At 52.9% G+C, this 11,401-nt stretch carries 12 protein-coding genes; all 12 read right to left on the bottom strand.

All coding sequences use genetic code 11. The features are described from left to right. Positions 1–357: 357 nt before the first annotated feature. Positions 358–2,667, bottom strand: coding sequence for an autotransporter domain-containing protein (locus ABD892_RS13930; protein ID WP_345196414.1), 2,310 nt, complete (start codon positions 2,665–2,667; stop codon positions 358–360). A gap of 605 nt (positions 2,668–3,272) precedes the next feature. Further along, complete coding sequence (gene moeA / locus ABD892_RS13925) at positions 3,273–4,508, bottom strand: molybdopterin molybdotransferase MoeA (RefSeq protein WP_345196413.1); 1,236 nt, start codon at positions 4,506–4,508, stop codon at positions 3,273–3,275. Positions 4,509–4,550: 42 nt separating this feature from the next. Further along, positions 4,551–5,627, bottom strand: coding sequence for a molybdenum ABC transporter ATP-binding protein (gene modC / locus ABD892_RS13920; RefSeq protein WP_345196411.1), 1,077 nt, complete (start codon positions 5,625–5,627; stop codon positions 4,551–4,553). Then, the gene (gene modB, locus ABD892_RS13915) at positions 5,624–6,307 is read right to left on the bottom strand and encodes a molybdate ABC transporter permease subunit (RefSeq protein WP_345196410.1); all 684 of its coding nucleotides are present in this window, start codon (positions 6,305–6,307) and stop codon (positions 5,624–5,626) included. The genes modC and modB overlap by 4 nt, the downstream gene beginning before the upstream one ends. Positions 6,308–6,315: 8 nt before the next feature. Then, on the bottom strand, positions 6,316–7,101 hold the full coding sequence (gene modA, locus ABD892_RS13910; RefSeq protein WP_345196408.1) for a molybdate ABC transporter substrate-binding protein: 786 nt from the start codon (positions 7,099–7,101) through the stop codon (positions 6,316–6,318). Then, complete coding sequence (moaE, locus tag ABD892_RS13905) at positions 7,098–7,559, bottom strand: molybdopterin synthase catalytic subunit MoaE (RefSeq protein WP_345196406.1); 462 nt, start codon at positions 7,557–7,559, stop codon at positions 7,098–7,100. The genes modA and moaE overlap by 4 nt, the downstream gene beginning before the upstream one ends. Positions 7,560–7,584: 25 nt before the next feature. After that, positions 7,585–7,833 carry a molybdopterin converting factor subunit 1 gene (moaD, locus tag ABD892_RS13900; protein ID WP_345196405.1) on the bottom strand — a complete coding sequence of 83 codons (249 nt, stop codon included), beginning with the start codon at positions 7,831–7,833 and terminating at the stop codon, positions 7,585–7,587. After that, positions 7,830–8,333 carry a cyclic pyranopterin monophosphate synthase MoaC gene (gene moaC, locus ABD892_RS13895; RefSeq protein ID WP_345196403.1) on the bottom strand — a complete coding sequence of 168 codons (504 nt, stop codon included), beginning with the start codon at positions 8,331–8,333 and terminating at the stop codon, positions 7,830–7,832. The genes moaD and moaC overlap by 4 nt, the downstream gene beginning before the upstream one ends. After that, the gene (moaB, locus tag ABD892_RS13890) at positions 8,330–8,863 is read right to left on the bottom strand and encodes a molybdenum cofactor biosynthesis protein B (protein WP_345196401.1); all 534 of its coding nucleotides are present in this window, start codon (positions 8,861–8,863) and stop codon (positions 8,330–8,332) included. The genes moaC and moaB overlap by 4 nt, the downstream gene beginning before the upstream one ends. A gap of 30 nt (positions 8,864–8,893) precedes the next feature. Continuing rightward, positions 8,894–9,484: a molybdenum cofactor guanylyltransferase gene (gene mobA / locus ABD892_RS13885; protein ID WP_345196400.1), complete on the bottom strand. Its 591-nt coding sequence runs from the start codon at positions 9,482–9,484 to the stop codon at positions 8,894–8,896. A 143-nt stretch (positions 9,485–9,627) separates the two neighbouring features. Next, a complete protein-coding gene (locus tag ABD892_RS13880; RefSeq protein WP_345196399.1) occupies positions 9,628–10,020 on the bottom strand; it encodes a hypothetical protein in 393 nt (130 codons plus the stop codon). A 355-nt stretch (positions 10,021–10,375) separates the two neighbouring features. Continuing rightward, positions 10,376–11,158 (bottom strand): nuclear transport factor 2 family protein, encoded by a 783-nt coding sequence (locus ABD892_RS13875; protein WP_345196397.1) that lies wholly within the window; start codon positions 11,156–11,158, stop codon positions 10,376–10,378. Positions 11,159–11,401 lie beyond the last annotated feature (243 nt).

The following is an 11,401-nucleotide window of genomic DNA, read 5'->3' as shown; positions in this document are numbered from 1 at the left end:
GCTGGGTTACATGGCTGCGCGAACCTGCCCCATGCCAGCAAGGCTTCTCAAGCTGGCTGAGCCACAGTGGTAATCAGGTAAATCTTTTAGTACGCATAACACCCTCCTTCATGCCAGAGGCGGTCATTGTGTCTACGGTCACATAAAAAACACAGTGAAGTATAGTGAAAAAAATAAAAAATGATTTTTTTTGATAGTTAGTGTAGTGTCACGTGAGCTGGATAGTTGAGGATAAACTTTTGGTTTTCGTCGAACTAACTGGTAGTCAGCGATAATTTTCTGATGAGAGATTGTGTGTATACACTACTCATCAAAAAAACGGACTACTGTAGTGCAGCCCGTTTTTATAAGGGGGGGTTAGAAGGCGTACCCCGCCGTTAACTCAATTGCCCGGGATGTGCCGTAGTCGAAATCCCGATAAATTTGATAATTAACACTGAGCTGAATAGCATTATCAAAGTAATGGTGATAGCCAGCCTGTATTTTCAAGGCTTCCTGCTGATGCTCGGGCACCGGTAAATAGAACGTGTTGTCCGCGATGGTGCCGAGTGCCATCTCAAGGGTATCGTCGCTTTTCTTCAGGTCTTTCAGGTAACTCAGTTCTGCCGTGAAACGGTGGTTCCCGGTGACATAATCTGCAGCAGTCCCCAGACTGGCCAGCAGTGATGTACGCTGCATATCACTTAAAATCAGGCTGCTGGATGTCACGGTGCCGCCGCTTCTTTCCGAGTAACCCTCCACATCGACCCGGTAATAGTCCAGGCTCGCCTTCGGTGTGATACTCAAGTTGTCGTTTACCGTCAGGCGATAGCCAAGCTCGGTACCCAGGGTCCAGGCATTGCCTGAGGAATCCCCTTTTTCAGTACGTTGCATGGTGCTGCCAAGGTTAAACCGGCGCTTCAAGCTGTCATAGTCCAGCCAGCTGTATCCGGCATTGACGGTGGCATACCCATTCCCCTGCTGATAGTGCAGCAGGCCGTTAAGATGGGTACTGGTCATCTGGTACTTTGACTTGCTTACCTCCAGGGTGCTGTCACCACGGGAGAGCACGCCGCCGACTGCCCAGTGGTCAGTGACGCGATGGTTAACGCCGATGCTGAACGTGTTGTCCCGGGTATCCACGGTGCTGTCCAGCCCGGTTTTAATTCTTCCCTGGTGTGGGGTGCCGTTGATGTAGAGCTGGTTTTCACCGGCGACGGAATGACGGCTGAACCAATCGAGCTGGTGCCGGATGTTTTCGACCAGGGATTGAGATTGTCGCAGCCCCATTTCCGTCAGTTGGCTGATTTCCGGTGCCGAGTTAAATACGGACAGCATATAGTCGGCAGAAATCGCCTGCATGCCGCTGGTGGGGTGAATCAGGTCCCAGAACAGCTGATCATAATTGGTATATAGCGTTGGGACGCCCTCTGATGCCTGTCGGTTTTCCAGTTTTTCCGTCGTACTGGATACGTTATCAGGATCCAGGTCAAAACCAAAACTGCGTGGATCCGCCATCACTTCCTGAAATAAAGTATTCATGTCCAGCAGGATGATATTGGCGTTACTGGCGACTACCTGCTGATTCAGTTCGGTATTCACATCCTTGACCCACTTCAAGGGGCGTTTCTGCAGCTTTTCCACCAGTTCCGGGTTTTGCCGGGCGAGCAGGTCGGCGATCACCGGCCATTCCTTTTCAGTGATTCCGCTGAGCACTTTTCCCAGCGCCGGGTTTTCTGTGCTGATCACCTCGCCGAGCTGGATCAGTTTTTCCTGCTCTTCTGATGCGATGGCCGCGATTTTTTTGCCGGCATCCGGGAACCGGTCGCCGACCCGGTCGTTGACGATTTTTTCAATTTGACTGGTGACGAGCCGGCCGTTCTCCTGGCCGATGAATTTAACCAGCGCACCGATTTGTTGATGTTCATCGGCAATCAGGCCGATAAGCGCCTGCGTCGGAATGTGGACACCGGGGACGGAAGAGATATCCGGTACATTGATCGCCACGATGTATTCGGCACCCATGTCGGTCAGTGCCTCGGCCGCTGCAACGACGTTTGCGCCCACTTCTGAGGTTTCCGCTCCGCCGCTTGCAATGTTCTGCAGATAATCATTGCCACCGGCAAAGACGAAGTAGAGGGCATCACCGTTCAGGCTTTCACCATTATCACTGAGTCGTTTGCTCAGGCTGTCATGGCAAGTGCCGTATTGATCAAGGTATTGCCCTGATTCACAGCTGTTTCTTTTGCTGTTGGCTTCCGTGAGAGTACTGTCACCGGTAATGGAAGCCAGCATTTCGGTGGAGGTATTACCACCTACGGCGAAATTATTACCCCCACTGTCGGAGGCTGTCAGCTCAAGCCCCATCTCCTGGCCGAACAGTTCGACGGCGGTATAGCCATCCGTAAACCGTGCCTGGGTATCCGGCTTTTCCTCATTGGCGAAGTTGCCGTTATCCGAGAGGCTGTCGCCGAAAACATAGAGGTCATTAAAGTGGGTGGTGTGGAGCGTATTACTGGCGTGATTAATGGTGTCTAGCGGGCGGGCTGATGTGTTGTCTGTGTAGGGTTCTACATACGGTTTCGGGACATCTTCCGGTGGATCGGCAGGCAGGCCTGCAGCGATTAATCCGGTTGATACGGTGAGAGAAGCAAGACCCAGCGGGAGGATGTGATGCCGCAAATCCATAATCGTAGTTCCCTGTACAACGTCTATCAGGTGTTTGGTGATTAGGTACGAAAGGCACTGCAGATCAGGTCAGGCTATTTGAGTTATGTATTCCGTATAGCCTGAAAAAGGCACGCAACGATGGCGTGGCCATTATCAGGCATACAGGGGGATTGCCGCGGGATCTGCAGAAGCAGCGGGATCATAGGTTGTGAAATATGAACGAATCATGAACGAAACCTGAACGAAGGTGTCACAAAAACACGACTCATAATGAAAGACACTGACGGGCAACAATCTTGTGCAGAAAAAAAGCTGACCCTTAATGTGCTGAAAAAACCTTTACGTGATGAGCAGCGCAGAAAACGGAAGTGAGATGATATTCTTAAGGGTTGTTTGGATGGCCATCGTTGCAAGAGCGACTTGAGCAGCATCCAATCAAACGCTCTTTTCCCTGTGATTGAATCCTGCAAAACGAAGTTAACCTTTTAAATCACTATCCTGATACTTCAGTGATCTGCCTGTTCTTTGGCATAGTAGCCTGGGGGATGTGAGTCTTCAGTGGGGAAGCCGACTGAACCTGGATGCCTCATTTATGGTTCAGCCCGGCTGGTGGTCAAGGGTGGCTAGGCAAGCGTGGCATCAAAGAGCTGCACAGTGACATTGTCGCCTTGTTTGATCAGCGTCTGATCTTCCGGAAAGACGATATAACAGTCCGCCTGGCTCATGGAGGTGAGTATGCCTGATCCCTGGCGTCCCGTGGTTGAGACTTCCATGACACCATCACTGCCCGTATGCAGCATGCCCCGCAGATACTCTCGACGTCCCTCACGCTTTTTCAGGGTTTCCCGGCTACGGATCTGCAGTTGCCGGGGAGCTGATGAACGTGTGCCCATCATTTTATGAAGCATCGGGGTTACCAGGAGGTCAAAGGTTACGGTTGCAGAGACGGGATTGCCCGGCAGGCCAAAGAACAGGCTGTTGGGCAGAGTACCGAAGGCGAAGGGTTTGCCGGGCTTGATCGCCAGTTTCCAGAATTCAGTCTTGCCCAGTTCATCCAGAATGGTTTTGGTGTAATCCGCTTCGCCGACAGAAACGCCGCCAGAAGTGATCACCGCATCGGCCTCCCGGTCTGCGGTTAAAAACGCTTCGCGCAGCTGATCACAGTCATCCGGGATGCAGCCCAGATCCAGTACATCAACGCCCAGACGCTGCAGCATGGCGCGGACAGTGTGACGATTGCTGTCATATATATCGCCAGGGTTCAGGGTCTCACCCGGCTGACGCAACTCATCCCCGGTTGAGAATATGGCGACTTTTAATTTTCGAAGAACCTTCACTTGGGCAATGCCTAGTGATGCTAGCAGGCCAATATCCTGGGGAAGTAAACGACGACAGACAGATAATACGGTGTGTCCTTCCCGAATATCTTCGCCGGCTTTCCGGATATTGTTTCCGGGTTGGCTATCGGTCAGGAAGCGGATGCCAGTGTCCGTCTGCTCGGTTTGTTCCTGCATGATGACAGTGTCGGTACCGGCGGGAATGCTTGCCCCGGTCATGATCCGGATACAGTGACCCTGCGGGCATTCACCATCAAAGGGATGGCCCGCAAAGGATTTACCGGCAACCGGTAGTGGTGAACCGGCCGCAAGATCTACCGCCCTGAGGGCATAACCGTCCATGGCGGAATTGTCACAGGAAGGCACATTGAGTGGCGAGACAATATCAACCGCGAGCACCCTGTCCAGTGCTTTCGTCAGTGCAACCGCTTCCTCTGCTTCCACAGGGCGAATGACCTGACGCATACGGGCCAGTCCTTCTTCCACCGCCATCAGGCCGGGTGCGCTGCAACAGTCAGACATCAATGGGCTCCTTACCGATAAAAGCGGTCATGCAATAAACGTTCATGGATTCAGTACCTGCAGGCCGGCTGCCTTGAAACAGGCATACACCGATTCACCCTGTTTCAGCGCCATCCGGTCAAAGGATTGCCGGGTAATCAATGCCAGCAGTGCCTGTTGCTCAAGGGGCAGGCGCAGCAGCATGTGGCCGTCGCCTGCAGGTTTGACGCCGTCGATGCGGGTCAACAGCCGGTTCTGGATACTGCAGTCGGCTACGGACTCCCGCATGATACTCACTTCTGATGCCGGTACCAGCAGACGGGTGATGGTGCCCCGCGGGGCTGACAGGTGAGAAACGGTGATCTGTTGGCCATCGGCCTGCAAGTGTGTTGCCGGATAATCCGTTTCCTGCCCTGAGACCGTTGTTTCCAGAACCGCCAGGGCATCCTCATCGGCAAGGGTGTTATCCAGTTGGCTGAACAGTTCGGTCGTTTGCCCACAGGCGATGATCCTGCCGTTATCCATCAGTACGGTGTTGTCGGCCAGCCGGGCGACTTCGTCCTGTGAGTGACTGACGACGATGATTGGGATGGAAAAGTGCCGGTGAATCGTGCGGATGTATGGCAATAGCTCCCGTTTGGCTGACCGGTCCAGGGAAGCCAGGGGTTCATCCATCAGTAGCAGCTCCGGTGCCGACAGAATAGCTCGGGCAATAGCCACACGTTGTCGCTGGCCACCGGACAGTTGATCCGGTTTTTGTTTCAACAGGGGGGCAATGCCGCACCAGTCAATCACATGGTTCAGACTAATGCTGTCGTTTTTACTGTGTGCACGCTTGCGGGCATAATCGAGGTTGGCGGCCACGCTCAGGTGGGGAAACAGGCTGGTTTCCTGAAAGACGTAGCCCAGCCGGCGATTTTGTGGCTCGGTGCGGAGTGTCGAGTCTTCCAGCCAGGTCGTGTCGCCCATCCGTATTGAACCGCTGTCCGGCATTTCCAGACCCGCAATGGTGCGTAACAGCGTGGTCTTGCCACAGCCGGAGGGACCCATGATGGCGGTAATGCCGTTGAGTGGGAACGTGTGCGCAACATGCAGTTGAAACCCGGAGCGGTCAAGCCGGATGTCGAGGCTTAGCGTCATGCTCTGGCGACCTCCCGTCGAGAAGAAATCCGGTGGGAGAGTTGTACCAGTGTCAGCAGTAACAGTGATATGACCAGCAGACCGCCTGCCAGCCAATGGGCCTGGACATATTGTTGGCTTTCAACCAAATCATACAGAGCAATGGAAATGACCCGGGTTTCACCAGGTATATTGCCACCAATCATCAGCACCACACCAAACTCTCCGATGGTGTGGGCAAATCCCATGCAGGCAGCTGTCACAATGCTACTCCGACTGAGCGGCAGGACGACGGACAGGAACCGGTCAGCAGGACTGGCCCCCATTATTGTGGCTGCTTCCAACAGATTAACGGGAATACGCTCAAAGGCACGCTGGAGTGGTTGTACGACAAAGGGCAGGGAGTAAATGACTGAGCCGATAACCAGCGCAGAAAAGCTGAAAGCCAGCCGGTTGCCGGTCAGTTGTTGCCAGAGTTGTCCCAGTCCACTGTGTGGTGCAAAAGCCAGCAGCAGGTAAAAACCCAATACCGTGGGAGGGAGAACCAGTGGAAGGGCGACAATAGCTTCAATCAGGGGCTTCCAGCCACGGGTCAGTCGCGACAGCCACCAGGCCAGCGGAATGCCAACCAGTAATAACAGCACTGTTGTCACTAATGCCAGCTTCAGGGTCAGCAGTACAGCTGTCACCATTGGTTCCATTGGGCGGCTTATCCCTGTTTCGCGTGACTGTCTGTTTGTTGTGCCTGCACTGAACGTGCCGGGTAATAACCCTGTTCATGAATGAAACGCTGAACATCCGGTGATTGCAGCCAGATGAGAAAGTCGTTGGCCAGTGCTTTCTGTCGGCTGGCTTTCAGGATGACGGCTTCCTGTCTTAGCGGTTCGTACAGTTCTTCCGGCACGAAATAAATGCCTTTATCGATGCCATCCGTTACCAGTTGGGCATAAGCGACAAAACCCAAGGCCACATTGCCACTGGCTACGTACTGGTAGGCCTGCAGGATATTGGCGCCGGTAATCAGCAGCGGTCGCTTTTGATCCAGTAGATCTAGGTGCCTCAATACGTCATCAGCCGCTTTGCCATAGGGGGCGGTCACGGGGTTGGCAACGGCGAGATAACCCTTCCACTGACGGAGTGCAGGCAGGTTTACCGGTGCTTTATCACGGTGCCACAGTACCAGTCGGCCATAAGCGTAAGGAATGCGAGAGCCTGGTTCTGTCAGTGCCTGCACTTCGAGCATTTTCGGACGCTGTGCATCGGCAGACAGAAAGACATCGAAGGGGGCGCCGTAGGTTATCTGGCTGTACAGGACACCAGTGGAAGCAGACGACACCTTTATCGTATTGCCCGTCTCTGCCCGGAACCGGTCAGCGAGTGCGTCCAACACTGGCCGGAAGTTAGAGGCCACTGCCACATTGAGCTCACCCGCCAGGCAGGCGAATGGCGTCAGTAGCAGGAAACACAGGACAATACCCCGTTGCCTGATTCTCATGTCCAGCGCTCCAGGGCGTCCTGATCGGAGGTGCGGGCTTCCACCCAGTGTTCACCCTGTGTCGTTTGTTCCCGTTTCCAGAAGGGGGCGCGGGACTTCAGGAAGTCCATGATAAATTCGCAGGCGTCAAACGCGGCTCCCCGGTGAGCACTGGCAACACCGACAAAGACAATCTGGTCACACAAGGCCATCTGACCAACCCGGTGAATCACCCGTACGGCCTGTAACGGCCAGCGCTTAGCTGCCTCATCGGCAATGGAGTCAAGGGTTTTCTCGGTCATGCCGGGATAGTGTTCCAGGAACAGGCCGGTGACATCCTTCCCGTCATTCATGTCCCGAACCAGTCCGCAGAAAGTGACGATGGCGCCGGTAGCGCTGTGCGAGCGCAGGCACTGGTATTCGTGTGCCAGATCGAAGTCGTCTGTCTGTACGGCGATATGGCGCTGGTAGTCGAGCATGGTGTGATTCCGTTGTCTCTGTGTTTCAGCCACCGGTTACCGGCGGGAAGAAGGCCACTTCGTCGCCGGGGTGAATCTCGGCGGCGGGATCCGTCACGATAGCCTGGTTGATGGCGGTATGGGTCTTACGATCCTGCAGGAGCTGACGCCAGAGATCCCCCCGTTCCGCCAGCTGTGCTTTTAGCGCTGCGATGGTGGTGGCGTCGGTATTCAGTTCCAGTGCGTCACACCCGAGCCGCTCACGGTAACCGGCAAAGAAAAGCACCTTGATCATGGTTGGCCTGCCTGCTGTTCATTGTCGTCTGCCATAAAGTGGCCGCTGCGTCCGCCGGATTTTTCCAGTACCCGGATGCCCTCAATGCGCATGGTCTTATCGACGGCCTTGCACATGTCGAACAGGGTGAGGGTTGCGACGGAAACCGCGGTCAGTGCTTCCATTTCAACACCGGTCTTGCCAGACAGGCGGCAGCAGGATTCGACCCGGATACGGTTGGCTTCGGGTTGTAGCTCGAAGTCGACCGAAATATGGGTCAGCATCAATGGGTGACAGAGCGGAATAAGGTTTCCACACTGCTTGGCGCCCTGAATACCGGCAATACGGGCAACCGAGAGGACGTCACCTTTCTTCAGACCCTGCTCGTTGATCAGTCGCAGGGTATCCGGCTGCAGGTAAATATAGCCTTCGGCACGGGCTTCACGTCGGGTGTCGGCTTTGTCGCCGACATCCACCATGTGAGCTTCTCCCTGGGCATTTAAATGCGTCAGAGTACTCATGCCTCGACCTCAGCAGGCTTCTTGAGTTGCTCAACAAAGTTGCAGGGACGGTGGCGGCTGTCGAGCTGGTCGGCAATCACACCTTCCCAGGCGGTTTTGCAGCCATTGGGAGAGCCGGGCATGGTGAAAATCACGGTACCGTTGGCCAGACCGGCTACTGCACGGGACTGGATGGTTGAGGTTTTGATCTGCTCATAGGAAATCTGGCGGAACAGCTCGCCATAGCCATCAACGATTTTATCAAACAGGGGCAGGACGGCTTCCGGTGTGCCATCACGGCCGGCAAAACCGGTACCACCGGTGATCAGCGCCACCTGGATGTTGTTAGACGCAATCCAGCGGGACACTACTTCACGAATCTGGTAGCGATCGTCCTTGACGATAACTTTATCCGCCAGCAGGTGGCCCGCACCAGTCAGTTTATCGACCAGCAGCTGACCCGAGGTGTCGTCTGCTTCGGTGCGGGTATCGGAAACGGTCAGGACGGCAATATTCAGGGGAACAAAGTCAGTGGTCTGTTTGTGTGCCATGGTGTGAACTTGTCTGTAGTGTCAATGCGGTCAGACATCTGCCAGGCAGTGCTGCCACTCGTCAGGGGTGTTGGCGTTACGGAACCGCCAGTCCTGGTCGTCCGGAACGGGGATGGTGGATCCGTGCAGGTGGGCGATCAGTCGTCGAAGTGAATAATGCCGTTTGTCGGCCTCGTGGACAACTGCTTCGGTATAATTCCGTAGTGCCTCAGTGATAGGCAGATACAGCGGAAGTTGATAGTTGTCGTAATGTAAGGGGGTTTTGAGGCTCTGACCTTGATCGACTAACTGGACAAGTAATTCAGACGTGATAAGTGGCATATCAACAGGGAGTATCAACACCGCCTGCGTGTGTCCATTGTCAGGAATTTTGCTCAAGCAGGTATGTAAGCCGCTGATTGGGCCTTTACCCGGGATAATATCCGGTAGTCCCTCGGGGCCGCTGATGATTACCTCCCGGAAGTGGGTTTCATTCAGCAGGGACAGCATGTATTGCCAGAGCGGCTGGTCGTTAATCGCAATATGGGCTTTATTGCATCCCATCCTGCTGGATTGGCCACCGGCAAGCAACAGGGCTGTTGTTGTATGGCATAGCGTAGGGTTTAAAGGATTGTTTTCCATAGATGACAAATCATGCCTGTGGCACAGGCGACGAAGTGTAATAAAAATCATGCTCAACAGGATATAGCAATAGTGAAGTCAAAGACGTCCTGACTTGATTGGGCCGGGGGCTTACAGCCCTTCTGTTGCTTCTGGTGAGTGTCTCATGGAATTTGTATCTGCTGGTTGAGTTGTGGAGTAGCGATTGCTCCCGGCATGACCTCTACCGAAATGGGTTTGATAGGGCCAAGGTCATATTGGGGCCGGTTTTCATATGCAGCGGCTGGTTGTGGTAAGTCTGGTTGAGGTTGTACAGAATCTAACGTATTTGCAGACGATGCGATGCTCATTTCCTGGTTCCACGGATCCTGACTCAATGAAAAATCTGTAGAGGATAGCGTTCCTTGAGAACAATCAGAAGTGTTGCTTGCTGAGCTGGGAAATTGTGCGATTTCTATCTGGTTGAGAGAAGTGTCATCGATTTCTATCAATTCGGATAGGCTGTCAAACGATGCGAAAAGCAAGCAAAGGCTAAAACTGACAGCGGGCTTTATCATTGCGTTAAATCCTTTTTTATAGCGCTTGACTCCGCTGAGTTGTTATGAAAAAGTGGAAAACAGGAAGGGATTCTGAATGGTAGTTATCATTCAGTACTGGCATACGAGCTTATAGTGGATTGTAGTGCGTCTCAATGGGGATCATTAGGTGAATGATGTTTCTGACAAGAAAATCTCATCACAGTACAGATTATAGAACGCAAATATATAGCCTCTGCTGGAACAGAGGCGTCGTTAGTTTTGGAACGGGGAGGACAAATCAATCTGGACAACTGAATGCACGGACTGAATATTGATCTGACAGGCATTTTTTTGAATGTCAGTAACTGTCAGGTTACGTTGGAACTATGTTGTATCAAAGGTTCCCAAACTTGCCATTCGAATTCTTCCACTCGGACTCAGGCGGAATCGTCTCGATAGCTCCCCAATGTTCAACAATCATATTATTATCAAGGCGCAGCAGGTCATAATAGGCGACATGATTACCTGCGAACTCGCCTTCGCTGACGCCGAGGGTGAAGTTCCCCTCGCCTAACACCTTATGGTTTTTTGTATACGTCATCGGAGACCCCTGCTGAGCCATCTGTTCAATAGCCGCTTGCAGGTTTTCAATGCCATCTCCCATCACTGAACTGTGCTGTATATAATTGGAAGCGCCGGGATTTATATAGTCAGTAATTTTATCTAAATGTCCACCGATTAAAATCGTTTCAATAAAGCTGGCGGCGCGTTGTTTGTTTTCAGCCGTTTTCTCTCTATCGATAATCTCAGTAGAACCATCAATTTGTGTGTGGCCGCTGGGATTTTTAGCTGAGGCTTTTTCTGTCAGGTTATCCCAGTGTTCGACAATCAAACCGTTCTCAAAACGGAAAATATCGAACCCGACCTTGGGGCCAAAGAAGTTGTAATCCACATGGCAAACGACATAATCCCCATCACAGAAAGCGCGTACAACATTCACTCTGGCTGTGTTCTCAGGCAGTGCCTGTAGGAGTTCGCCAAACCCTTTCAGTCCATTGGCAACGGCAAGGTTGTGCTGGGTGTACTGGTCTGGGTCGACATACTTGATCGCCTCCGCATCACCGGTTTCAATGCTGTTCAGGAGAGCTACCGCTTTATCGATATTTGAAACATTCATGGCTGGTTCCTGTGTTCTGGCATAGTTGTATATGCCGACAATGAAAAGAACGATGTCATTAGAAGAACAGGTAAAGCCTTTTTTATGATGCGTCCGTGTAGGGTTTGTCGTGCGCTTACGCATGTCAGCCAGTAAAAGGCAATTGCCCTTTGCAAATGCTGTGATCTGGCAAGAGTTTTCCGGACACTTTTTTACGCTGCCTTGGCAAGTTCCTGTTCATACTTGAAAGGTGCCAAGTAGCCA

The sequence above is a fragment of the Kistimonas scapharcae genome, assembly GCF_039540975.1.
Classification (GTDB): Bacteria; Pseudomonadota; Gammaproteobacteria; order Pseudomonadales; family Endozoicomonadaceae; genus Kistimonas; species Kistimonas scapharcae.
The sequence above is the reverse complement of the archived record's forward strand: the minus strand, read 5'-3'. Positions and strand labels throughout refer to the sequence as shown.

Bases quoted from the DNA above. Each gene is read 5' to 3' on its own strand.
- moaB (WP_345196401.1), bottom strand. From the start codon at position 8,863: ATGGCACACAAACAGACCACTGACTTTGTTCCCCTGAATATTGCCGTC.
- moeA (WP_345196413.1), bottom strand. From the start codon at position 4,508: ATGTCTGACTGTTGCAGCGCACCCGGCCTGATGGCGGTGGAAGAAGGA.
- moaC (WP_345196403.1), bottom strand. From the start codon at position 8,333: ATGAGTACTCTGACGCATTTAAATGCCCAGGGAGAAGCTCACATGGTG.
- moaD (WP_345196405.1), bottom strand. From the start codon at position 7,833: ATGATCAAGGTGCTTTTCTTTGCCGGTTACCGTGAGCGGCTCGGGTGT.
- moaE (WP_345196406.1), bottom strand. From the start codon at position 7,559: ATGCTCGACTACCAGCGCCATATCGCCGTACAGACAGACGACTTCGAT.
- modC (WP_345196411.1), bottom strand. From the start codon at position 5,627: ATGACGCTAAGCCTCGACATCCGGCTTGACCGCTCCGGGTTTCAACTG.
- ABD892_RS13880 (WP_345196399.1), bottom strand. From the start codon at position 10,020: ATGATAAAGCCCGCTGTCAGTTTTAGCCTTTGCTTGCTTTTCGCATCG.
- modA (WP_345196408.1), bottom strand. From the start codon at position 7,101: ATGAGAATCAGGCAACGGGGTATTGTCCTGTGTTTCCTGCTACTGACG.
- modB (WP_345196410.1), bottom strand. From the start codon at position 6,307: ATGGAACCAATGGTGACAGCTGTACTGCTGACCCTGAAGCTGGCATTA.
- ABD892_RS13875 (WP_345196397.1), bottom strand. From the start codon at position 11,158: ATGAATGTTTCAAATATCGATAAAGCGGTAGCTCTCCTGAACAGCATT.
- ABD892_RS13930 (WP_345196414.1), bottom strand. From the start codon at position 2,667: ATGGATTTGCGGCATCACATCCTCCCGCTGGGTCTTGCTTCTCTCACC.
- mobA (WP_345196400.1), bottom strand. From the start codon at position 9,484: ATGGAAAACAATCCTTTAAACCCTACGCTATGCCATACAACAACAGCC.